Source organism: Pseudomonas haemolytica (assembly GCF_009659625.1).
GTDB classification, from domain to species: Bacteria; Pseudomonadota; Gammaproteobacteria; order Pseudomonadales; family Pseudomonadaceae; genus Aquipseudomonas; species Aquipseudomonas haemolytica.
In genome coordinates this window covers 45,241-68,459 of record NZ_VOIW01000003.1, presented here as the reverse complement: position 1 = coordinate 68,459, position 23,219 = coordinate 45,241, and the positions used below count along the sequence as shown (strand labels likewise).

Below are 23,219 nucleotides of genomic sequence, written 5' to 3'. Positions count from 1 at the left end.
CATTTGTAACTATTGTTTGCCAGTGTGTTCTATGTTTTTGGATCCCATTGCTTGGTAAACCTTCACGTTGCTCCCAGAAGCGGCGGATAAACCCGTGACCACATGATGAGGTGTACCCATGTCTGATCAAGATCAAGACAACCCCCGGCGTGACTTTCTACGCAAATCCTTGACCTTGATCCCGGTGGTCACGGTTGCCAGTACCGGCCTTGGCGGTTCGATGCTGATGGCCACGCCGGAGCCAGCCCAGGCGGCGCCGGCCAAACCTGCGGGGAGTGAAAAAGCGTACGAGCCCAGCTACTTCACAGCCGAGGAATGGGCGTTTATCAACGCTGCTGTCGAGCGCTTGATTCCCGCTGATGCCCAGGGCCCAGGCGCCTTGGAGGCTGGCGCGCCGGAATACATCGACCGTCAGATGAACACACCGTATGCCAGCGGCGCCCTATGGTTTATGCAAGGCCCGTTCAATGCCGATGCGCCGCCAGAGATGGGCTGGCAGAGCAAATTAGTGCCCAAGGAGATCTATCGCTTGGGTATTGCCGCTACGGATGCGTGGTCGAAGGCGTTCAACGGTAAGGTTTTTGCCGCGCAAGACAGCGCTACCCGAGACGATATGCTGCGGCGCCTTGAGGCTGGCGGCAGCGAAGTGACGGCGCATTTCGACGCTGTACCGCCAAAGATGTTCTTTAACCTCCTGCTGCAAAATACCAAGGAAGGCTTCTTCTGCGACCCGATCCACGGCGGCAATAAAGGCATGGTCGGCTGGACCATGATCGGCTTCCCCGGCGCCCGCGCCGACTTTATGGATTGGGTGGAACGCAACGAGCAATACCCCTTCCCGGCTGTTTCCATTCGCGGCGAGAGGGCATAAACGTGGCGACCATCATGAAGAAAGTGGATGCGGTGATTGTGGGCTTCGGCTGGACCGGCGCGATCATGGCCAAGGAGCTGACGGAAGCGGGCCTCAACGTGGTAGCGCTGGAGCGCGGCCCGATGCAGGACACTTATCCGGACGGCAACTATCCCCAGGTCATCGACGAATTGACCTACAGCGTTCGTAAGAAGCTGTTCCAAGACATCTCCAAAGAGACGGTGACCATTCGCCATAGCGTGAATGATGTTGCCCTGCCCAACCGTCAGTTGGGTGCATTTCTGCCGGGTAATGGCGTAGGGGGCGCGGGCCTGCACTGGTCGGGCGTACACTTTCGCGTCGACCCCATCGAACTGCGCATGCGCAGCCATTACGAAGAACGCTACGGCAAGAACTTCATTCCCAAGGACATGACCATCCAGGATTTCGGCGTCAGCTATGAAGAGCTCGAGCCGTTTTTCGACTATGCGGAAAAAGTCTTCGGCACCTCCGGCCAGGCCTGGACCGTCAAAGGCCAGTTGGTAGGCGAAGGCCGCGGTGGCAACCCGTATGCGCCGGATCGCTCCAACCCTTTCCCGTTGGAGGCGCAGAAAAATACTGTCTCCGCACAGCTGTTTCAGAAAGCAGCGACTGAAGTGGGTTACAAGCCTTACAACCTGCCGTCGGCCAACACTTCCGGGCCGTACACCAACCCGTACGGGGCGCAGATGGGCCCGTGCAACTTCTGCGGTTTCTGCAGTGGTTACGTGTGCTACATGTATTCCAAGGCATCACCGAACGTGAACATCCTGCCGGCCTTGCGCCAGGTGCCGAACTTCGAGCTGCGGCCTAACTCCCACGTGCTCAAGGTCAACCTGGACAGCACCCAGAAAAAAGCCACCGGCGTGACCTATATCGACGCCCAGGGCCGCGAATGCGAGCAGCCGGCAGACCTGGTGATCCTTGGCGCATTCCAGTTTCACAACGTGCGCCTGATGCTGCTGTCGGGCATCGGCAAGCCCTACGACCCGATTACCAATGAGGGCGTGGTGGGCAGGAACTTTGCCTACCAGAACATGGGCACCATCAAGGCGTTCTTCGACAAGGACACCCACACCAACAATTTTATCGGTGCGGGCGGCAATGGCGTGGCCATCGACGACTTCAATGCCGACAACTTCGACCATGGCCCTCACGGGTTCGTGGGTGGTTCGCCGATGTGGGTCAACCAGGCGGGCAGCCGGCCGATCGCCGGTACCTCCAACCCACCGGGCACACCGGCCTGGGGCAGCGCCTGGAAGCGTGCCACCGCGGATTACTACACCCATCAGGTGTCGATGGATGCCCACGGTGCCCATCAGTCTTACCGCAGTAACTACCTGGATCTGGATCCGGTTTACCGCGATGCCTACGGCCTGCCGCTGCTGCGCATGACCTTCGACTGGCAAGAAAACGACATCAAGATGAACCGCTTCATGATCGAGAAAATGGGCAAGGTCGCCCAAGCCATGAACCCCAAGGCCATCGCCGTACTGGGCAAGAAGGTCGGTGATCACTTCAACACCGCCTCGTACCAGACCACTCACCTCAACGGTGGCGCGATCATGGGTACCGACCCGAAAACCAGCGCGTTGAACCGCTACCTGCAGTGCTGGGATGTACACAACGTGTTTGTCCCGGGTGCGTCCGCCTTCCCACAAGGTTTGGGCTACAACCCTACAGGCCTGGTGGCAGCGTTGACCTATTGGTCGGCTCGGGCTATCCGCGAGCAATACCTGAAAAACCCCGGCCCACTGGTTCAGGCATAAGGAGCGATGACCATGAAAGCATTCGTTATCGCCTCCCTGGCGCTCTTCAGCAGCTGCTCGGTAAGCGCCGCCGAAACCGACTTGATCAAACAAGGTGAATACCTGGCACGTGCTGGTGACTGCGTGGCCTGCCACACCGCCAAGGGTGGCAAACCCTTCGCCGGCGGCCTGCCGATGGAAACGCCCATCGGTGTGATCTATTCCACCAACATCACCCCGGACAAGACCGGCCTGGGCGACTACAGCTTCGAGGATTTCGACAAGGCCGTGCGTCATGGCGTCGCCAAGAACGGTAGTACGCTTTACCCGGCGATGCCCTACCCGTCTTACGCGCGTGTCAGCGACAGCGATATGCAGGCGTTGTATGCGTATTTCATGAAGGGCGTTGAGCCGGTCGCCCAGGAGAACAAGGACAGCGAAATACCCTGGCCGTTGAGCATGCGTTGGCCTTTGGCGGCTTGGCGCTGGATGTTCGCACCCGCTGTCGAGGAACATCAGGCGCAAGCCGCTGCTGATCCGGTGATCGATCGTGGCGCTTATCTGGTTGAAGGTCTGGGCCACTGCGGCGCCTGCCATACGCCTCGCGCCCTGACCATGCAGGAAAAAGCCCTGAGTGCCACAGACGGCAACGCTTTTCTGTCCGGCAGTGCACCGCTGGAAGGCTGGATCGCGAAAAGCCTGCGCGGTGACCACAAGGACGGCCTCGGCAGTTGGAGCGAAGAGCAACTGGTGCAGTTTCTCAAGACCGGTCGCAGTGACCGCAGCGCGGTATTCGGCGGTATGAGCGACGTGGTTGTCCACAGTATGCAGTACATGTCGCAAGACGACCTGACCGCTATCGCTCGTTACCTCAAGAGCCTGCCGGCGGTCGACCCCAAGGACCAGCCGCACCAGTACGACAAGCAGGTAGCCGAGGCGCTCTGGAAAGGTGATGACAGCAAGCCGGGCGCATCGGTGTATATCGACAACTGTGCGGCCTGCCACCGCACCGATGGCCATGGCTATACGCGGGTGTTCCCGGCGCTGGCGGGCAACCCGGTATTGCAGACGGCGGATGCCACGTCGTTGATCAACATTGTGTTGAACGGCGGCACCTTGCCGGCGACGCATGCGGCGCCGTCGACCTTCACCATGCCGGCGTTCGCGTGGCGCCTGTCGGACCAGGAAGTGGCGGATGTGGTCAGTTTCATCCGTGGCAGTTGGGGCAACAAAGGTGCACCGGTTAATGCCAGTGATGTGGCGAACTTGCGCAAAAGTGATATGCGCACCACCTCGGGGGATGACCTGGGGCAGGTGACGCAAAAACACTGATCCTTCGCTGACCGCCAAACGGCACTGGTCAGAACCCCTGCGCCTCGATACTGTATATAAAAACAGTATCGAGGCGTTTTCATGTCTACTCCGCTGCCGCCCCGTGGTCGGGGCACCGCCACCAACCTGCACAATCGGTTCGCACCTACGGTCAGCGTGGCGGAGGACGACGGCTGGTATCAGGAGGTGCCCCAGACTCAAGGCACCGAAGTACGTATCGAAACGGCCAAGACCATCATCACCCGCAACAACTCGCCGGACTTGCCCTTTGATCGCTCGATCAACCCTTATCGCGGCTGCGAGCATGGGTGTATCTATTGTTATGCGCGGCCCAGCCATGCCTATTGGGACATGTCCCCGGGGCTGGACTTCGAAACCAGGTTGATCGCCAAGAGCAACGCGGCCGATGTGCTGGAGCAGCAGTTGTCGAAGCCTGGCTATGTGTGCGCGCCGATCAACCTGGGCTCCAATACCGACCCTTACCAGCCTATCGAGCGCGAATACAGGATCACTCGGCAAACCCTGGAAGTGCTGCTGCGCTACCGGCACCCAGTGACTATCATCACCAAGGGGTCGCTGATCCTGCGCGATCTTGACCTGCTGACCGAGTTGGCCCGCCAGCGCCTGGTGGCGGTGATGATCAGCCTCACCAGCCTGGACGACGAGCTCAAGCGCATCCTGGAGCCGCGCACGGCAGCACCCAAGGCGCGGCTGCGGGCGATTCGGGTGATGCATGACGCGGGTATCCCGGTGGGCGTGCTGTGCTCGCCGATGATTCCGATGATCAACGACAGCGAACTGGAGAGCCTGCTCGCCGAGGCTCACGCGGCCGGTGCACAAAGCGCAGCGTATATGATGCTGCGCCTGCCGTTGGAGGTGGCGCCGTTGTTCGAGGAGTGGTTGGCGGCCCATTACCCGCAGCGTGCGGCCCATGTCATGAGCCTGGTGCGCCAGGTACGCGGTGGTGAGGTCTATGACAGCCGTTTCGGTGTGCGCATGCGGGGTGAGGGGCCTTTTGCTGATCTGCTGGCGCAACGCTTCAGCAAGGCGATCAAGCGATTGGGGCTGAACCGTCGTGAAGGGTTCAACCTGGATTGCACGGCGTTCTGTCCTCCGGGCAGGCAGATGGCATTGCTGTAAACTGAAGAGGAACACCGCGAAGCACTTGTAGGAATAGTCGCGTTTTGACATCACCGAAACCCGCGATCTAGAGCGGTTCATTCAGTTTGAGTTAAGTTTCGGCGGTTACCTTGTTCCACGAGTGACTGATAAGTCGGCGCCGTGGTTTGTCGGGGTTTTTCCAACTATCCCACTCTCCCGGCGTCGAACAGACTTGAACACTCCCCTGCATTAATCAAGAGGATGAATCATGAGTGACAAGGATAAACAGCCGTTGGCTGCGTCGGCTTCAGCCCCTGTGGCGGAGTCCGCCGATGCAGCGTTGAAGCATATTGTTGACGGCTTTTTGCATTTCCATCACGACGTCTTCCCCCAGCAGGAAGAACTCTTCAAGAAACTCGCCACGGCCCAGAGCCCGCGGGCGATGTTCATTACCTGTGCCGATTCGCGCATCGTGCCTGAGCTGATTACCCAAAGCTCCCCCGGCGACCTGTTTGTGACCCGTAACGTCGGTAACGTGGTGCCTCCCTATGGCCAGATGAACGGTGGTGTCTCCACGGCCATCGAGTACGCAGTGCTCGCCCTTGGCGTACAGCACATTATCGTGTGTGGGCACTCCGACTGCGGCGCCATGCGTGCAGTACTCAACCCTGACAGCCTGGAAAAAATGCCGACGGTCAAGGCATGGCTGCGTCACGCCGAGGTCGCCAAGACCATGGTCCATGACAACTGCGACTGCGCCAATGAAGGCGAGAGCATGAAGGTACTGACCGAAGAAAACGTCATCGCCCAGTTGCAGCATCTGCGCACCCACCCCTCCGTAGCTTCGCGCATGGCCAATGGTCATCTGTTTATCCATGGCTGGATCTACAACATCGAGACCAGTGAAATTCGGGCTTACGATGCGGAAAAGTCGGCATTCAGACCGTTGAACGGCACTGAGCCCATCCCATCCGCGACGCCTAGAGCGCGCTTCTAAAACACTTCCCTGCCGGGTAAAGCGGTGGCTGCCATGGATGCAGCCGGGCTTTGCCGTGCCCGGCGAATGCCTCGGGAGAGCCATCATGCGTGCTGCTCAATTGAAAGCTGTACTGCCACGGGAGCTGCTCGCCTCCGTGGTTGTGTTTCTGGTCGCCCTGCCCCTGTGCATGGGGATTGCGATCGCGTCCGGCATGCCGCCGGCCAAGGGGCTGATCACCGGGATCATCGGTGGCTTGGTGGTGGGCTGGTTGGCGGGGTCGCCGCTGCAAGTCAGTGGTCCGGCGGCGGGTTTGGCGGTGTTGGTGTTCGAGTTGGTGCGCCAGCATGGCATGTTGATGCTAGGACCGATCCTGTTGCTGGCGGGCTTCCTGCAACTTGTGGCCGGGCGTCTGCGCCTGGGCTGCTGGTTTCGTGTCACGGCGCCGGCTGTTGTCTACGGCATGCTGGCGGGGATTGGCGTGTTGATTGTGCTATCGCAGATCCATGTGATGCTCGACGGGGCGCCCAAGCCGTCTGGGCTGGATAACCTGGCAGGCTTCCCGGCTGCGGTGGCTGAAGCGATTCCTACCCTCGGTGGAGGGCTCGGTTGGCAGGCGGGTCTGCTCGGTCTGTCGACCATGTTGGTGATGTACGTGTGGGATAAATTCCGTCCACAACAGTTGCGGTTTGTTCCAGGTGCCTTGCTTGGCGTGGGCCTGGCGACCGTCACCAGCCTGGTGCTGGCCTTGGAGGTCAAGCGCGTGGAGGTCCCGGAAAACCTCGCGGACGCTATCGACTGGCTGCGTCCCAGTGATCTGCTGAACCTGGCTGATCCACAACTGTTGATCGCGGCATTCGCCGTAGCCTTTATCGCCAGTGCTGAAACCCTGTTGTCTGCCGCCGCGGTGGACCGTATGCACAGCGGCCAGCGTTCTGACTTCGATAAGGAGTTGTCTGCCCAAGGTGTCGGCAACATGCTCTGTGGCCTGGTTGGCGCTTTGCCGATGACTGGCGTGATCGTACGCAGCTCGGCCAACGTGCAGGCAGGTGCTACCACGCGGCTGTCGGCGATGTTCCATGGCCTGTGGCTGCTGGGCTTCGTGCTCTTGCTGTCGAGCGTGCTGCAAAGCATTCCGGTCGCTAGCCTGGCGGGTGTGCTGGTGTACACCGGGATCAAGCTGGTGGACGTCAAGGCGTTCAAGGCGCTGGGGCGCTATGGGCGGATGCCGATGTTTACCTATGCGGCCACGGCGCTGGCAATCATCTTTACCGACCTGCTGACTGGTGTGCTGGTGGGCTTCGGGCTGACGTTGCTCAAACTGGCATTCAAGGCTTCGCGACTGAAAGTCAGCCTGATCGACCTGCCCCAGGACGGTGAGATGGAGTTGCGCTTGACGGGGGCGGCGACCTTTCTGAAAGTGCCGGCGCTGACTCAGGTACTGTCGACGGTGCCTGCGGGAACCACGTTGCATGTGCCGCTGAGCAACTTGAGTTACATCGACCATTCATGCCTGGAGTTGCTGGAGGAGTGGGGCCGGGCCAATGCGGCCAAGGGCTCGACACTGGTGATCGAGGCTCGCGGGTTGAAGCGCCGATTGGAAGGCCGGGTGCGCACGACGGTGGGGATCGGGTCAGCGCCGTCTACTCCCTGACGAACCCGATCAAAAATGTGGGAGGGGGCAAGCCCCCTCCCACATTTGATCTTGGTAAGCCGGACGATTTACGCCATCTGATCCAACGTCAACTCAACCCCAAGTTGGCGCGACAGGCATGGCCAGCGCTTCCACGCCGCTTCTGTTTGCGGGCTTTTGAGCTGTTCGCGGTACGCCTCGACCGACTCCAGCGCAAAGCTGTCTTCGTTGAGCATTTCATCCACCGCGTGGTGTACGGCTTCATCCAATTGGTTGGCGAATTTTTCGCCGATCAATCGATGAGCAATGACGTTGGCAACGGTGGTATCCGCCGGAATCAACGGTTGGCCGAAGTGCTTGATATACAGATCGTTGACCTCCTCCACTAAACGATGGGCCAGGTAGGCCTCGTCCAGCAGGCCGTCGAGCCCTTCATGACCCGCCAGGATCGCGGGCGGCTGCAGGAAAAAATGTTCGGCGATCTTAAGCACGGGTTTGATCTGGCTTTCGATACCGGCTTCGCGGGCCACGTCGTTGGCGGCTTCCAGCAACTCCGGGACGAGTTCGATGTAGGCAGTGACAAAACGGGTCATGACTTGGGTGCTATCACCGTCAGCCAGGGAAATGGCCGAATGCAGGTGCGGCAATTGTTTTTCCAGCTGGGTGGCAAGCTGGCCAGTGCTGGCTTCGTGTTGATGGGCACGGGAAATCTGCTCGCGCAATGCGGCGGTGTTCATGAAGGCTCCAGTGAAGCAGGCGTAGGAAAAGGGAGAGGAAAAGGTAGCTCGTTTATACGAGCACCTAAGACGCATTTGTCATAATTATTTCATGGTTATGCATGTGTGTTATATCGAAATGCCATCGTTCGTCGGATAAACGTTTGCGCCCCCGGTTTTATTGGGGCCGCCGGTCTGTTTTCGCTCATTTCCCCCTACACATTGCGGGGTTGCCCTGGCTGTCTATACTCGTTTTTGTACGCAATTAGCTGATGACGCCCAACTGCATGACGCAGGCAAGGCTTGGCGGTTGTAAGCAGTATGGAAGCCGCTCCCTTCGCCGCAGGTGCAAACCGGCGGGATAACAAGAAACATAAAGGGGAACCCGCAATGACGCGACATCCACACGTTTGGATGGGCCTACTTTTGTGGTCGGTATTCGGCCAGGCGCACGCCGCCTGGACAACGAATATGGCGCCAGGGGCTACTGAAGTCAGTCACGCTGTGTTTGACCTGCACATGACCATTTTCTGGATTTGTGTGGTGATCGGCATTGTCGTGTTTGGCGCGATGTTCTGGTCGATGATCCTGCACCGCCGGTCTACGGGCCAGGTAGCAGCCAAGTTCCACGAAAGCACTACCGTGGAAATCCTCTGGACTGTGGTGCCCCTGCTGATCCTGGTGGCCATGGCCATCCCGGCGACCAAGACCCTGATCAACATCTACGACAGCAGTGAGTCGGATATCGATATCCAAGTCACCGGCTACCAGTGGAAGTGGCATTACAAATACCTGGGCCAGGATGTGGAGTTCTTCAGCAACCTGGCCACGCCCGCCGAGCAGATCCATAACCAGGCCACCAAGGGCGAACATTACCTGTTGGAAGTCGACCAGCCGTTGGTGTTGCCAGTGGGCGCCAAGGTGCGCTTTCTGGTGACCGCCGCCGACGTGATCCACTCCTGGTGGGTGCCGGCCTTTGCGGTCAAGCGCGACGCCATCCCCGGCTTCGTCAACGAGGCTTGGACACGCGTCGAGAAACCCGGCATCTACCGTGGCCAGTGCGCTGAACTGTGCGGCAAGGACCACGGCTTCATGCCCATCGTGGTCGAGGTCAAGTCCAAGGCCGACTACGACACCTGGATTGGCGAGCGCAAGGAGGAAGCATCCAAGCTCAAGGAGCTGACCTCCAAAGAGTGGACGCTGGACGAGTTGGTGGCCCGTGGTGACAAGGTCTACCACACCACCTGCGTCGCCTGTCACCAGGCCGAAGGTCAAGGCTTGCCGCCGATGTTCCCGGCGCTCAAGGGTTCTAAAATCGCCACCGGGCCTGCAGCCGATCACCTGAGTCTGGTCTATCACGGCAAGCCCGGCACCGCGATGGCTGCGTTCGGCAAGCAGCTTTCGGAAGTGGATATCGCCGCCGTGGTCACCTACGAGCGTAACGCCTGGGGTAATAACAAAGGCGACATGGTTACGCCCAAAGACGTGCTGGCTCTGAAACAGGCGGAAAGCAAATGACTACCTTCATTGCGAATGCCCTGAATCGCCCCGCTTACTCGCTTGCAGGAGAACGGCCATGAGCACTGTGATCGACCATGGTCATGCCGACCACGCCCACGGCCCCGCCAAAGGCTTGATGCGCTGGGTGCTGACCACCAACCACAAAGACATCGGTACGATGTACCTGTGGTTCGCCTTCACCATGTTCCTGCTCGGCGGCTCGTTCGCCATGGTGATCCGCGCCGAGCTGTTCCAGCCGGGCCTGCAGATCGTGCAGCCGGCGTTTTTCAACCAGATGACCACCATGCATGGCCTGATCATGGTGTTCGGCGCGGTGATGCCGGCGTTCGTCGGCCTGGCCAACTGGATGATCCCGCTGATGATCGGCGCGCCGGACATGGCCCTGCCACGCATGAACAACTTCAGCTTCTGGTTGCTGCCTGCGGCATTCCTGCTGCTGGTCTCCACCTTGTTCACGCCCGGTGGCGGGCCGAACTTCGGCTGGACCTTCTATGCCCCCCTTTCCACCACCTATGCGCCGGAAAGCGTGACGTTCTTCATCTTTGCCATCCACCTGATGGGCATCAGTTCGATCATGGGCGCGATCAACGTGGTCGCCACCATCCTCAATCTGCGCGCGCCGGGCATGACCCTGATGAAAATGCCGCTGTTCGTGTGGACCTGGCTGATCACTGCATTCCTGCTGATCGCAGTGATGCCGGTGCTGGCGGGTTGCGTAACGATGATGCTGATGGATATCCACTTCGGTACCAGTTTCTTCAGTGCGGCCGGTGGCGGGGATCCGGTGCTGTTCCAGCATGTGTTCTGGTTCTTCGGCCACCCCGAGGTGTACATCATGATCCTGCCGGCCTTCGGTGCCGTCAGCTCGATTATCCCGACCTTCTCGCGCAAGCCGCTGTTCGGGTACACCTCGATGGTCTACGCCACGGCGAGCATCGCGTTCCTGTCGTTCATCGTGTGGGCGCACCACATGTTCGTGGTGGGTATCCCGCTGGTGGGTGAGTTGTTCTTCATGTACGCCACCCTGCTGATCGCTGTGCCCACGGGGGTGAAGGTGTTCAACTGGGTCAGCACCATGTGGCAAGGCTCACTGACGTTCGAAACGCCGATGCTGTTTGCGGTGGCCTTCGTGATCCTGTTCACCATCGGCGGTTTCTCTGGACTGATGCTGGCGATTGCGCCGGCGGACTTCCAGTACCACGACACCTACTTCGTGGTGGCGCACTTCCATTACGTACTGGTGCCCGGCGCGATCTTCGGGATCTTCGCCTCGGCCTACTACTGGCTGCCGAAATGGACCGGCCACATGTACGACGAAACCCTGGGCAAGCTGCACTTCTGGCTGTCCTTTGTGGGCATGAACATGGCGTTCTTCCCAATGCACTTTGTGGGGCTGGCCGGTATGCCACGCCGGGTGCCGGACTACAACCTGCAGTTCGCTGACTTCAACATGGTCTCGTCCATCGGCGCATTCATGTTTGGTGCCACGCAAATCTTTTTCCTGTTCATTGTCATCAAGTGCATTCGCGGTGGCCCACCGGCACCGGCCAAGCCGTGGGATGGCGCTGAGGGCCTGGAATGGAGCGTGCCTTCGCCGGCGCCGTATCACACCTTCACTACGCCGCCGGAGGTCAAGTGAATACCCGGTTCGCTATACCTACACATACCCCCTGTGGGAGCGGGCTTGCTCGCGAAAGCGGTGTATCAGTCGCCGCAGGTGGCGCCTGGCTTACCGCATTCGCGAGCAAGCCCGCTCCCACATTGACCGAGTTCGGCTCGGGTGATCGTCATGGCTGACTCCGTACCCATCAAACGCCTTGTCACCCGCCTGTTGATCCTGGTGCTGGCAATGTTCGCCTTCGGCTTTGCCCTGGTGCCGATCTACGACGTGATGTGCAAGGCATTCGGCATCAATGGCAAAACCGCCGGGCAGTACGAGGGTGAACAAGTCGTCGACCCCTCGCGCCAGGTGCGGGTGCAGTTTCTGTCCACCAATGCCATCGACATGGTCTGGGAGTTTCATTCAAAGGCCGATGAGATCGTGGTCAATCCTGGCGCGGTCAACGAGATGTTGTTCGTGGCCTACAACCCCACCGATAAGCCGATGACCGCCCAGGCGATCCCGAGTATCTCCCCGGCCGAAGCGGCGATGTACTTCCACAAGACCGAATGCTTTTGCTTCACCCAGCAGGTGCTGCAGCCAGGCGAGCGTATCGAGATGCCGGTGCGTTTTATCGTCGACCGCGCCATGCCCAAGGATGTGAGGCATTTGACCCTGGCGTACACGTTGTTCGATATCACTGCGCGTCAACCGCCGGTGGCTGCGAACGGCGGCGGCTAGCTACTGTTTGCCCCCTCAATCAGGAGAGCGAATACATGTCGACTCATGATACGTACTACGTACCAGCGCAAAGCAAATGGCCGATAATTGCCACGATCGGCATGCTGGTCACCGTGTATGGCCTGGCCGTGTGGTTCAACGACTTGAAGGCAGCACGCCCGGAATCCCACGGGCCGTGGATCTTTTTCGTGGGCGGATTGTTGCTGGCCTACATGCTCTTCGGCTGGTTTGGCGCGGTGATCAAGGAGAGCCGCGCCGGGCTGTACAGCGCACAGATGGACCGCTCGTTCCGCTGGGGCATGACCTGGTTCATCTTTTCGGAGGTGATGTTCTTTATCGCGTTCTTCGGTGCGCTGTTTTATGTGCGGCACATGTCGGCGCCGTGGTTGGCAGGTGAAGGCTCCAAGGGCGTTGCGCATATGCTGTGGCCAAACTTCGAGTTCGCCTGGCCGTTGCTCAATAACCCTGACCCCAAGCTCTATCCTGCGCCTGAAGGCACCATCAGCCCGTGGGGGCTGCCGTTGGTCAACACCATCCTGCTGGTCAGTTCCAGCGTGACCATCACCATCGCCCACCATGCCCTGCGCAAAGGCCATCGCGGTGCGCTGAAAATCTGGCTGGCGATCACGGTGTTGTTGGGCCTGGCGTTTCTCGGGTTCCAGGCCGAGGAGTACATCCACGCCTATAAAGAATTGGGCCTGACCCTGGGCTCAGGCGTTTACGGCGCGACCTTCTTCATGCTCACCGGCTTTCACGGCGCCCACGTCACTATCGGCACCATCATTCTGTTTGTGATGCTGATGCGCATCCTGCGTGGGCATTTCAATGCCGAGCACCAGTTCGGTTTCGAGGCGGCCAGTTGGTATTGGCACTTTGTGGATGTGGTGTGGATCGGGCTGTTTTTCTTCGTCTATGTGCTGTGAGGCGGCTTACCACGGCGCATGAGAGACCAGTTGGCCGCTGAAGAAACCCCAGGCGATCAAGCCTACGGTGATCACGGCCAGTACCACACGCACGGTCAAGGCAGTGACGAGGCGGTTGGAGTTGCCCTCGTCCTTGACCAAAAAGAACAAGCCACTGAACAGGCTCATGACAGTCGCGATCAGCATCAGGGCAATGGCTGCTTTGAGCATGGTCTGGCTCCAGGGCTACAGGGGGAGGGGCGATGAAATCCAGTATAGCCAGTGCCATGCAGCGCTTTCGTCCGGGTATCGCGCCGACGCTGGTGGTGCTGGTGTTGCTGCCATTGATGGTGTGCCTGGGGTTCTGGCAACTGTCCCGTGGGCATGAAAAACAGCTGCTGGTGGACCGTTATGCCGAGCGCCGCGCCGCAGAACCGGTGAGCAGTGCGCAGCTCAATGACATGGCCGACCCAGCCTTTCGCCGCGTTCATCTTCGTGGTCAATTCGATGCCGAGCACAGCGTATTGCTGGATAACCGTATGCGTGACGGCAAGGCCGGTGTCGAGCTGCTGCAGCCCTTCCATGATCAGGCCAGCGGCCTGTGGCTATTGCTCAACCGCGGCTGGCTGCCGTGGCCGGACCGGCGCACGCCGCCGACCTTTTCCACTCCTGAACACGTACTGAATCTCGATGCCTGGGTGTACGTCGCCCCTGGCGAGACCTTCCAACTGCATGCCGACCCTGCAAGTGCGCAATGGCCACGTCTGCTTACCGCATTGCACCCCGCCGCGCTGTGGAGCGAGCTGGGGCGTAGCGGTTTTGCCTACGAGCTGCGTGCCGAAGCAGGCCCCGGTACGTACGAAGCCACCTGGCCAATAGTCGCTATGGGCCCGGAAAAACACCTGGCCTACGCGGTGCAGTGGTTCGCCATGGCACTGGCACTGCTGGTGCTTTACCTCTACCTCGGATGGCACAATAAAAAGGAGAAGCCCCATGGGAGCGGCCATGAATCCACCCAGCACGTCTGAGACGCCCGACCGGCGCAAAGGCCGCTGGCAGTTGATTTTGATCCTGATGATGGTGATCGGCCCGATGGTGCTGGCGACCTTCATGTACAAATTGCAGTTCTGGGTGCCGGAGAGCCGCAGCTACCACGGCGAACTGATCGGCAACGGCCAGACCCGTGCCGATATCGGCGTGCAGGCCGATCAAGACCGCTGGCAGCTACTGGTCACCGCGCCCACGGCGTGCGCCAACGACTGCCAACAACTGGTTTACCTGGCACGTCAGCTGCAAATCAGCCTTGGCCGCGACGCGTCCCGCGCCAGCCATGCCCTGGCCGCTGCGCAACCGCTGAGCACCGAATACGAGGCCAAGCTCAAGGCCGAATACCCACAACTGCAGCGCTATTCGCTGGATCTATCGACCTTTACCAGGAACGCTGCCGCGCCCGGTGAGGCGCAACTGTGGATCGTCGACCCCCACGGCAACCTGGTACTGCGCTACGACGCCAGGGTCAAGGGCAAGGACTTGCTCAACGACCTGCGCCTGCTGCTGAAACTGTCGAATATCGGATAAGGGCATCGTCATGGCCAAACCTGGATTTCGCCTCGCGCTGTTTGCCACGTTGCTGGCGCTGATTGTCGTGCTGCTCGGCGCCTACACACGCCTGACCCACGCCGGCCTGGGTTGCCCGGACTGGCCGGGCTGCTATGGCTTTATCAGTGTCCCCAACAGCGAAGCCCAACTGGCCCATGCCGAACTGCATTTTCCCGATACGCCGGTGGAGGCTGATAAAGGCTGGGCCGAGATGACCCACCGCTACTTCGCCGGCAGCCTGGGGCTATTGATCGCGCTGCTGGCGGCGCGCTCGTGGCGCCATCGGCGTGATCCGGGCCAGCCGGTGAAATTGCCGTTGTTTGTGTTGGCGGTGGTGTTCGCCCAGGCGGCCTTTGGCATGTGGACGGTGACCTTGAAACTGTGGCCGCAGGTGGTGACCGGGCATTTGCTGGGCGGCTTCGCCACCTTGAGCCTGTTGTTCCTGTTGACCCTGCGACTGTCCGGCGTGCTGCCGGCGCTGATCGTGCCCAAGCGCCTGCAATATTGGGCAACGGCCGGGCTGGTGCTGGTAATCGGGCAGATTGCGCTGGGCGGTTGGGTCAGCTCCAACTACGCCGCCGTGGCCTGTGTCGACCTGCCGACCTGTCACGGCCAGTGGTGGCCGGCGGCGGATTTTGCCAATGGCTTTCACCTGACCCAACACATCGGCCCCAATTACCTGGGCGGCCAGCTCGACAGCGAGGCGCGCACGGCGATCCACCTGACTCATCGCATCGGCGCAGTGCTGGTCACCCTGGTATTGCTGGGCCTGGCCTGGCAACTGCGCGCCGTGGGCATGACGCGGCTGGCGGGCTTGCTGCTGATCGTCCTGGCCGCGCAAATCAGCCTGGGGGTGAGCAATGTGGCGTTGGGCCTGCCGCTGCCAGTGGCGGTGGGCCATAACGCGGGCGGCGCGGCCTTGTTGCTGAGCCTGGTACTGGTCAATTACCACGCCCGCACCAGTCTGGTACGGGTTCGCAACCAGCTACCCTTCGGCTGGCGTTTCATCCCGCGCAAACAGGTGTCGGGCCTGATTACCCTTAAAGGAGAGATGCCATGGCGACCTTGATCGGCGCACGTCACGATCAGGCGATCTGGCGTGACTATCTGGAGCTGACCAAGCCGAAAGTGGTGGTGCTGATGCTGATCACCTCGCTGGTGGGCATGTTCCTCGCCACCCGCGCCGGGGTGCCGTGGACGGTGCTGGTGTTCGGCAACCTGGGCATTGCCCTGTGCGCGGGTGGCGCGGCGGCGGTGAACCATGTGGTCGACCGGCGGATTGATGCGGTGATGGCCCGCACCCATAAACGGCCGATGGCTGAGGGGCGTGTAGCACCGATTGCGGCGTTAGCGTTTGCATTGTTTCTGGCTGTTGCAGGGTTGGCCCTGCTACTGGCGTTCACCAACCCGCTGGCGGCCTGGCTGACGTTGGCTTCGCTGCTCGGTTATGCGGTGATCTACACCGGCTTTCTCAAGCGTGCGACGCCACAGAATATCGTCATCGGCGGCCTCGCTGGCGCCGCGCCGCCCCTGCTGGGTTGGGTCGCCGTCACCGGGCATGTGAGTGCTGAGCCGCTGCTGCTGGTGCTGATCATCTTCGCCTGGACCCCGCCGCACTTCTGGGCCCTGGCCATCCACCGCAAAGAGGAATACGCCAAGGCGGACATCCCGATGCTGCCGGTCACCCATGGCGAGCACTACACCAAGGTGCATATCCTGCTGTATACCTTCGCCCTGTTGGCGGTGAGCCTGATGCCCTACGTCATCCATATGAGCGGCCTGCTCTACCTGGCCTGTGCCCTGGTATTGGGCGCGCGCTTTCTGCAATGGGCCTGGGTGCTGTACCGTGGCAGCCAGCCGCACGCGGCGATCAACACGTTCAAGTACTCTATCTGGTACCTGTTCCTGTTGTTTATCGCCCTGCTCGTAGACCACTACTTACTGTTGAACCTATGACTCGAACTCAAAAAACCGTCTTCATCCTCGTGGCCCTGGTGGCGTTGATCATGGGCCTGACCGTCAACAAAGTGCTCTCGGGCAAAGGCCAGGGCGACCCCACTGCGCTGATCGACGCGGGCATCATCCTGCTGCCGCAAAGCCGCCAGCTGCCGCCGGTGAGCATGACCAACCAGGACGGCCAGCCGGTGCTGGTCAATGAGTTGAAAGGCAAGTGGAGCCTGCTGTTTTTTGGCTATACCTTTTGCCCGGACATTTGCCCGACCACCCTCGCCCAGCTGCGCCAGATCAAGAGCGAGCTGCCCAAAGAGGTTGTGGATAAGTTGCAGGTGATCCTGGTCAGCGTCGACCCTCACCGCGATACCCCGACGCAGCTCAAGCAATACCTGGGCTACTTCGATCCGCAGTTCGAAGGCCTGACCGGCGCGAATGTGGAGGATGTGCAGAAGGTCTCGAATGCGGTGAGCATTCCCTTCATTCCGGCGGATACCAGCAAGCCGAACTACACCGTCGACCACAGCGGCAACCTGGCGCTGATCGGGCCGGATGGTACGCAGCGCGGGTTTATCCGGGCGCCGTTGAATAACCAGAAGCTGGTGGCGCAGTTGCCGGGGTTGGTACAGCGTAAATAAAAGCAACACAAAACAAATGTGGGAGGGGGCTTGCTCCCGATAGCGGTGGATCAGTCAGCTCATGCATCGACTGATACTCTGCTATCGGGAGCAAGCCCCCTCCCACATTTTTGATCTTCAGTGTTTTGGAGATCTAGGCGGATCAGAACGCCGGCTTGATCGCGCCTTTGTACTTCTCTTCGATGAATTTCTTCACTTCCGGCGTGTGCAGGGCTGCAACCAGCTTCTTCACCGCGTCCGAATCCTTGTTGTCTTCGCGGGTCACCAGGATGTTTACGTAAGGCGAGTCGCTGCCTTCGATCACCAGGGCGTCCTTGGACGGGTCCAGCTTGGCTTCAAGGGCGTAGTTGGTGTTGATCAGCGCCAGGTCGACCTGGGTCAGCACGCGCGGCAGGGTGGCGGCTTCCAGTTCGCGGAATTTCAGGTTTTTCGGGTTTTCGGTGATGTCCTTGATGGTCGACAGGATGTTGGTCGGGTCCTTCAGGGTGATCAGGCCATTCTTGGCCAGTAGCAACAGCGCACGGCCGCCGTTGGTGGCGTCGTTCGGGATCACCACGTTGGCGCCGTCAGGCAGGTCGGCCAGTGTCTTGTGCTTGCTGGAGTAAGCGCCCAGTGGCTCCAGATGCACGCTGCCAACGCTCACCAGGTGAGTGCCCTTGGCTTTGTTGAATTCATCCAGGTACGGCTGGTGCTGGAAGAAGTTGGCGTCCAGGCGCTTTTCAGCGACTTGCACGTTGGGCTGCACGTAGTCGGTGAAGACTTTGACCTGCAAGTCCACGCCTTCTTTGGCAAGGGCAGGCTTCACGAATTCGAGGATTTCCGCGTGAGGCACCGGCGAGGCAGCGACCTTGATAGTCTCGGCATGGGCGGAAAACGCGGCAACGGCAGCGAAGGCAACCAGTAGTTTTTTCATCCAGCAAGCTCCTTGTTCGGGCATCTGCCGGCTGTGGGCCGGCAATGGCCGTTATTTTCGAGAAAAGTGCACCACCAGCCTGTCGCCGACGGTTTGCAGAATTTGCACCAGAATCAACAACATCACCACCGTGACTACCATTACATCGGTCTGGAAGCGCTGGTAGCCAAAGCGGATCGCCAGGTCACCCAGGCCACCTGCACCTACAACGCCGGCCATGGCCGTGTAGGAAACCAGTGTAATCGCCGTCACTGTAATCGCCGCGAAAATGCCAGGGCGGGCCTCGGGCAACAACGCGTTGGTGATGATCTGACGGGTGCTGGCCCCCATTGATTGGGTGGCTTCGATGATGCCGCGGTCCACTTCACGCAGGGCGGTTTCCACCAGGCGCGCAAAGAATGGCGTGGCGCCTACCACCAGAGGTGGGATCGCACCGGCCACACCCAACGACGTGCCAGTGATCAGCACGGTGAACGGGATCATCACGATCAACAGAATGATGAACGGCAGCGAACGCAGGATATTCACAATCAGCGACAGCAGCGCATACAGGCCTTTCTGTTCGAACAGTTGGCGCGGGCTGGTCAAAAACAGCAGCACACCCAGGGGCAGGCCAAGCAGCACGGTGAAGAACAGCGAGCCGAACAGCATGGTCATGGTGTCGCCGGTGGCGAGCCAGATTTCAGACCAGTCGATATTGGCGAAGAAACTCATCAGGACTTCCATTAGCGCAGGACCTCCATGTGGACGTCGGCGGCGGTGAAGCGTGCAAACGCGGCTTCCATGTCACCACCGGTGACGGCAAGGGTCAGTTGCCCGTAAGGGATGTCTTTGATGCGGTCGATACGACCGGCCAGGATGCTGTAGTCCACACCCGTTTCCCGGGCGACGGTACCCAGCAATGGCGCGTAGGTCGCTTCGCCCTGGAACGTGAGGCGCACGATGCGACCCGGTACATGGGCGAAGTCGTCATGCTGCTCGCCTTCGTCAACCTGTTCGGCTTCTTGCACGAAGCGTTTGGTGGTCGGGTGCTTGGGGTGCAGGAACACGTCGGCCACCGAGCCTTGCTCGACGATCACGCCGGCATCCATCACGGCGACCTGGTCGCACACGCGGCGAATCACGTCCATTTCATGAGTGATCAGCACGATGGTCAGGTTCAGCTCGCGGTTGATCTCGGCCAGCAGTTGCAGGACCGACGCGGTGGTTTGCGGGTCGAGGGCGCTGGTGGCCTCGTCGCACAGCAGGATCTTTGGCTTGGTCGCCAGGGCACGGGCGATGCCGACGCGCTGCTTCTGGCCCCCGGACAACTGCGCCGGGTACTTCTTGGCGTGGTCCGACAGGCCGACACGGTCGAGCAATTCGGCGACGCGTTGGTCGATGGCCTTGCGCGACAGGTCGCCGGCCAGGGTCAGCGGCAGCGCCACGTTGTCGGCGACGGTCTTGGATGCCAGCAGGTTGAAGTGCTGGAAGATCATGCCGACCTGCTGGCGGAAACGGCGCAGGCCGTTGGCGTCCAGGGCGGTGACTTCTTCACCATCCACCGTGATCTGGCCACCGCTGGGCTCTTCCAGGCGGTTGATCAGGCGCAGCAGGGTGCTTTTACCCGCACCCGAGTGGCCAATCAGGCCAAACACCTGGCCGTTCTCGACGCGCAGGCTGGTGGGGTGCAGTGCGGGGATATCCTTACCGGCGACGCGGTAGGTTTTATGGACGTTTTGAAACTCGATCACGTAGCGAACCTTGTGGGGCGCATTGAAAAGGGATCAGCGGTTAGCCGGGCGCGCATTTTAGCCTGTCCGTATAGCGTTTCTTAGCATTTATTTCGTATTCATCCAGTCATTTGGCAATAACGCGATCAAAGGTCATAAAAAAGGAACGGTGCAAAACCCTGTCAGTCACTACTGAAGCAACTCGATTTCTCAGGTGCCGTGCCTGGGGTTTTGCTCAAACGAGCCGGGGACCGCTCTGGCCACTTTGAATAAGGAGTTTTGACTGATGAGTACCAAGAAGCCAGCCACCCCGTCCAAGAGTGAACTCGCGGGTACCGATACCCTGGACCGTGGCAACACCAACGCCAAGCTGCAAGCTCTGGAAGAGTTCCGCTCCGATGCGACCGGCCAGGCCCTGCGCACCAACCAAGGCGTAAAGATTTCCGATAACCAGAACACCCTGAAAGTCGGCGCCCGCGGCCCGTCGCTGCTGGAAGACTTCATCATGCGTGAAAAAATCACGCACTTTGACCATGAGCGTATCCCGGAGCGCATCGTGCATGCTCGCGGTACCGGCGCCCATGGTTACTTCCAGACCTATGCAAACCATTCGGCGCTGAGCAAGGCCGGTTTCCTGCGCAACCCGGAGCATAAAACCCCGGTGTTCGTACGTTTTTCCACCGTACAGGGCCCGCGTGGCTCCGGCGATACCGTGCGCGACGTACGTGGCTTTGCCGTGAAGTTCTTCACCGACGAAGGCAACTTCGATCTGGTGGGCAACAACATGCCGGTGTTTTTCATTCAGGATGCGATCAAGTTTCCCGACTTTGTCCACGCGGTGAAGCCTGAGCCTCACAACGAAATTCCTACCGGTGGCTCGGCCCACGATACGTTCTGGGATTTTGTCTCGCTGCAACCGGAGTCGGCGCACATGGTGATCTGGGCCATGTCCGACCGTGCCATTCCAAAAAGCCTGCGTGCCATGCAGGGCTTTGGTATTCACACCTTCCGCTTGATCAATACCGAAGGTAAGTCGAGCTTTGTGAAATTCCACTGGCATCCAAAAGTCGGCACCTGCTCCCTGGTGTGGGACGAAGCGCAAAAGCTGGCGGGCAAAGATACCGACTACCACCGTCGCGACCTGTGGGAAGCGATTGAAAGTGGCGACTACCCTGAGTGGGAACTGGGTGTGCAAATTGTGGCGGAAGAAGACGAGCACAAGTTCGATTTCGACTTGCTCGACCCGACCAAGATTATTCCCGAGGAGCTGGTGCCGATCACGCCACTGGGCAAAATGGTGCTGAACCGTAACCCGGACAACTTCTTCGCTGAAGTCGAGCAGGTTGCGTTCTGCCCAGGTCATATCGTGCCGGGCATCGACTTCACTAACGACCCTCTGCTGCAAGGCCGTCTGTTTTCCTACACAGATACCCAGATCAGCCGACTGGGCGGGCCAAACTTTCATGAGTTGCCGATCAACCGGCCTGTGGTGCCTTTCCATAACAGCCAGCGCGACGCCCAGCATCGCACCGTGATCGACAAGGGGCGTGCTGCGTATGAGCCGAACTCGATCGATGGGGGTTGGCCGAAAGAAACCCCACCTGCGGCACAGGATGGCGGGTTCGAAACCTATTACGAGCGAGTTGATGCCAACAAGGTGCGCGAGCGCAGCGAGTCGTTTGGCGATCACTTCTCCCAGGCTACGCTGTTTTACAACAGCATGAGCCACCACGAGAAAGAGCACATTATCGCCGCCTACAGCTTTGAGTTGGGCAAGGTGGAGCGTGAGTTTATCCGCGCCCGCCAGGTCAATGAGATTCTGGCCAATATCGACCTGGACCTGGCTAAGCGCGTTGCGCAGAACCTGGGCCTACCGGCGCCAAGCAAAGGTACGGTGCCGCCCGTGGAAACGTCGCTTAAAGAATCACCGGCGTTGAGCCAAGTGAATTTGCTGTCGGGCGATATCAAGACACGCAAAGTGGCGATTCTGGCGGCCAATGGTGTGGACGGCGCCGCGATTGCCGCGTTGCAGAAGGCGCTGGAGGCTGAAGGTGCGCACGCCAAGTTGCTGGGGCCGACGTCGGCGCCGGTGACGACCGCCGATGGCAAAAGCCTGAAGGTGGATGCGTCAATGGAAGGCATGCCGTCTATTGCCTTTGACGCGGTGTTTATCCCGGGCGGCAAAGAGTCGGTCAAAGCACTGAGCGGTGATGGTGTGGCGTTGCATTACGTGCTGGAAGCGTACAAGCACCTGAAGGCGATTGCGGTGGCCAGTGACGCGAAGCCTCTGCTGGACCTGCTGAAACTGGAGGCAGATGCGGGGTTGATCGTGGGCGCGGATGCCAAGGCGTTCAAGGCGTTCTTTGCCGCGATTGCCCAGCATCGGGTTTGGGATCGTGAGCCGAAGGCCAAGGCGATTCCGGCTTAATTTTCTGGCTGTTTGTTAGACCGTCATCGGGGGCAAGCCCCTCCCACATTTGAATTGTGAATACATTCAAGCGTGGGAGGGGCTTGCCCCCGATGTTTTTATTCCGCCTTGCGCGGAATCAGCACAACCTGCGCCGGAATATGTTTCAGAATTTGCCGGTGAATCTTCAGGTCATACCCCGAATCAATCCGCTTCACCCGTTTGGTCAGCAACGTCGCCAACCACGGGTAATCCTGGGTGCGCGGCGCCTGGATGCTCACATCGCACTGGTAATTCACCACGTCGGTAGCGATCGCATCCAACTGATGGCGCAGTTCTTCGATATTGGTCAGGTTCAGCGCCACGGTAGTGCTGGGTGCGGCCGGATCGATGACCTTGGCGGCGGGCTTGGCTTCGGCGGCCTTCAAGGCGGCCTCGGCTTTATCCAGCTCGGCTTTGCGCGCATGGCTGATGGCGCTGTTGACGCCGCCGGTGAGTGCGGGCGCCTTGGGCATCAGTGCACGGGCGCGGCTCAGGGCCGTGGCGGCGGCGTTGACGTCACCTTTTTGCAGCACGATCTGGCTGCGCTGCAGGTAGGCTTCAGCCAATTGGCGCTGGTAGGGCTCCAGCGTTGGGTCGTCGGGTGATTGCGCCTGCAACGCCGCGAGCTGGTCTTCGGCGGTTGCCAACTCGCTGCTGGCGAGGTTTTGCTCCAGCTGCGCGATGGCTGCAGCGCGTGCGTCCGGAACCTCGGGGGCCGCGGGCGGTGTGCTTTGACAGGCGCCCAGCAGCAGCGAAAATGCGGCAAGGAGCAGATAACGGGAGGTGAACGGCTTCATTC

22 protein-coding genes are annotated in these 23,219 nt (G+C 60.0%); 16 read left to right on the top strand and 6 right to left on the bottom strand.

Features of this window, described 5'->3' with window-relative positions; translation table 11 throughout:
* The first annotated feature begins 118 nt into the window (after nucleotides 1–118).
* From FRT59_RS10680 to FRT59_RS10655, 6 genes are all read left to right on the top strand, one after another.
* Nucleotides 119–871, top strand: coding sequence for a gluconate 2-dehydrogenase subunit 3 family protein (locus tag FRT59_RS10680; RefSeq protein ID WP_153871184.1), 753 nt, complete (start codon nucleotides 119–121; stop codon nucleotides 869–871).
* Nucleotides 872–873: 2 nt separating this feature from the next.
* Nucleotides 874–2,658: a GMC family oxidoreductase gene (locus tag FRT59_RS10675; RefSeq protein ID WP_034116629.1), complete on the top strand. Its 1,785-nt coding sequence runs from the start codon at nucleotides 874–876 to the stop codon at nucleotides 2,656–2,658.
* A 12-nt stretch (nucleotides 2,659–2,670) separates the two neighbouring features.
* Nucleotides 2,671–3,969 (top strand): cytochrome c, encoded by a 1,299-nt coding sequence (locus tag FRT59_RS10670; RefSeq protein WP_153871183.1) that lies wholly within the window; start codon nucleotides 2,671–2,673, stop codon nucleotides 3,967–3,969.
* A gap of 81 nt (nucleotides 3,970–4,050) precedes the next feature.
* Nucleotides 4,051–5,109 (top strand): PA0069 family radical SAM protein, encoded by a 1,059-nt coding sequence (locus tag FRT59_RS10665; protein WP_153871182.1) that lies wholly within the window; start codon nucleotides 4,051–4,053, stop codon nucleotides 5,107–5,109.
* A 229-nt stretch (nucleotides 5,110–5,338) separates the two neighbouring features.
* Nucleotides 5,339–6,067, top strand: coding sequence for a carbonic anhydrase (locus FRT59_RS10660; protein WP_153871181.1), 729 nt, complete (start codon nucleotides 5,339–5,341; stop codon nucleotides 6,065–6,067).
* An 85-nt stretch (nucleotides 6,068–6,152) separates the two neighbouring features.
* Nucleotides 6,153–7,700: a SulP family inorganic anion transporter gene (locus FRT59_RS10655; RefSeq protein WP_153871180.1), complete on the top strand. Its 1,548-nt coding sequence runs from the start codon at nucleotides 6,153–6,155 to the stop codon at nucleotides 7,698–7,700.
* A gap of 68 nt (nucleotides 7,701–7,768) precedes the next feature.
* On the opposite strand, the gene FRT59_RS10650 is transcribed toward FRT59_RS10655, so the two are convergent.
* Nucleotides 7,769–8,416: a hypothetical protein gene (locus FRT59_RS10650; RefSeq protein WP_034116634.1), complete on the bottom strand. Its 648-nt coding sequence runs from the start codon at nucleotides 8,414–8,416 to the stop codon at nucleotides 7,769–7,771.
* Nucleotides 8,417–8,785: 369 nt separating this feature from the next.
* Here FRT59_RS10650 and coxB point away from each other — a divergent pair, with 369 nt between their 5' ends.
* The 4 genes from coxB (at nucleotide 8,786) to FRT59_RS10630 (ending at nucleotide 13,180) form a co-directional block, all read left to right on the top strand.
* On the top strand, nucleotides 8,786–9,913 hold the full coding sequence (coxB, locus tag FRT59_RS10645; RefSeq protein ID WP_153871179.1) for a cytochrome c oxidase subunit II: 1,128 nt from the start codon (nucleotides 8,786–8,788) through the stop codon (nucleotides 9,911–9,913).
* 58 nt (nucleotides 9,914–9,971) lie between these two features.
* Complete coding sequence (gene ctaD, locus FRT59_RS10640; protein ID WP_003187339.1) at nucleotides 9,972–11,555, top strand: cytochrome c oxidase subunit I; 1,584 nt, start codon at nucleotides 9,972–9,974, stop codon at nucleotides 11,553–11,555.
* Between the two features lie 150 nt (nucleotides 11,556–11,705).
* The gene (locus FRT59_RS10635) at nucleotides 11,706–12,257 is read left to right on the top strand and encodes a cytochrome c oxidase assembly protein (protein WP_034116636.1); all 552 of its coding nucleotides are present in this window, start codon (nucleotides 11,706–11,708) and stop codon (nucleotides 12,255–12,257) included.
* Nucleotides 12,258–12,292: 35 nt separating this feature from the next.
* A complete protein-coding gene (locus tag FRT59_RS10630) occupies nucleotides 12,293–13,180 on the top strand; it encodes a cytochrome c oxidase subunit 3 (RefSeq protein ID WP_034116637.1) in 888 nt (295 codons plus the stop codon).
* Nucleotides 13,181–13,186: 6 nt separating this feature from the next.
* Here the strand turns inward: FRT59_RS10630 and FRT59_RS10625 are convergent, their stop codons facing one another.
* Nucleotides 13,187–13,390, bottom strand: coding sequence for a twin transmembrane helix small protein (locus FRT59_RS10625; RefSeq protein ID WP_153871178.1), 204 nt, complete (start codon nucleotides 13,388–13,390; stop codon nucleotides 13,187–13,189).
* 32 nt (nucleotides 13,391–13,422) lie between these two features.
* Here FRT59_RS10625 and FRT59_RS10620 point away from each other — a divergent pair, with 32 nt between their 5' ends.
* From FRT59_RS10620 to FRT59_RS10600, 5 genes are read left to right on the top strand one after another with little or no spacing between them, the layout of a single operon-like run.
* Complete coding sequence (locus FRT59_RS10620; RefSeq protein WP_153871177.1) at nucleotides 13,423–14,187, top strand: SURF1 family protein; 765 nt, start codon at nucleotides 13,423–13,425, stop codon at nucleotides 14,185–14,187.
* Nucleotides 14,153–14,737, top strand: coding sequence for a hypothetical protein (locus FRT59_RS10615; RefSeq protein ID WP_153871176.1), 585 nt, complete (start codon nucleotides 14,153–14,155; stop codon nucleotides 14,735–14,737). Before FRT59_RS10620 ends, FRT59_RS10615 begins: the two co-directional genes overlap by 35 nt.
* Nucleotides 14,738–14,747: 10 nt before the next feature.
* Nucleotides 14,748–15,827, top strand: a complete 1,080-nt coding sequence (locus tag FRT59_RS10610) for a COX15/CtaA family protein (RefSeq protein ID WP_034116640.1) — start codon at nucleotides 14,748–14,750, stop codon at nucleotides 15,825–15,827.
* A complete protein-coding gene (cyoE, locus tag FRT59_RS10605) occupies nucleotides 15,815–16,714 on the top strand; it encodes a heme o synthase (protein ID WP_034116641.1) in 900 nt (299 codons plus the stop codon). Before FRT59_RS10610 ends, cyoE begins: the two co-directional genes overlap by 13 nt.
* On the top strand, nucleotides 16,711–17,346 hold the full coding sequence (locus tag FRT59_RS10600; protein WP_153871175.1) for an SCO family protein: 636 nt from the start codon (nucleotides 16,711–16,713) through the stop codon (nucleotides 17,344–17,346). The genes cyoE and FRT59_RS10600 overlap by 4 nt, the downstream gene beginning before the upstream one ends.
* A gap of 142 nt (nucleotides 17,347–17,488) precedes the next feature.
* On the opposite strand, the gene FRT59_RS10595 is transcribed toward FRT59_RS10600, so the two are convergent.
* From FRT59_RS10595 to FRT59_RS10585, 3 genes are read right to left on the bottom strand one after another with little or no spacing between them, the layout of a single operon-like run.
* Nucleotides 17,489–18,259 carry a MetQ/NlpA family ABC transporter substrate-binding protein gene (locus FRT59_RS10595; protein ID WP_153871174.1) on the bottom strand — a complete coding sequence of 257 codons (771 nt, stop codon included), beginning with the start codon at nucleotides 18,257–18,259 and terminating at the stop codon, nucleotides 17,489–17,491.
* Between the two features lie 51 nt (nucleotides 18,260–18,310).
* Nucleotides 18,311–18,985 carry a methionine ABC transporter permease gene (locus FRT59_RS10590; RefSeq protein WP_034116644.1) on the bottom strand — a complete coding sequence of 225 codons (675 nt, stop codon included), beginning with the start codon at nucleotides 18,983–18,985 and terminating at the stop codon, nucleotides 18,311–18,313.
* Nucleotides 18,985–19,992 carry a methionine ABC transporter ATP-binding protein gene (locus FRT59_RS10585; RefSeq protein WP_034116645.1) on the bottom strand — a complete coding sequence of 336 codons (1,008 nt, stop codon included), beginning with the start codon at nucleotides 19,990–19,992 and terminating at the stop codon, nucleotides 18,985–18,987. Before FRT59_RS10585 ends, FRT59_RS10590 begins: the two co-directional genes overlap by 1 nt.
* Before the next feature lie 265 nt (nucleotides 19,993–20,257).
* Here FRT59_RS10585 and katE point away from each other — a divergent pair, with 265 nt between their 5' ends.
* Complete coding sequence (gene katE, locus FRT59_RS10580) at nucleotides 20,258–22,399, top strand: catalase HPII (RefSeq protein ID WP_153871173.1); 2,142 nt, start codon at nucleotides 20,258–20,260, stop codon at nucleotides 22,397–22,399.
* Between the two features lie 98 nt (nucleotides 22,400–22,497).
* Here the strand turns inward: katE and FRT59_RS10575 are convergent, their stop codons facing one another.
* Nucleotides 22,498–23,217 carry a PA5502 family lipoprotein gene (locus FRT59_RS10575; protein ID WP_034116648.1) on the bottom strand — a complete coding sequence of 240 codons (720 nt, stop codon included), beginning with the start codon at nucleotides 23,215–23,217 and terminating at the stop codon, nucleotides 22,498–22,500.
* Nucleotides 23,218–23,219: the final 2 nt, after the last annotated feature.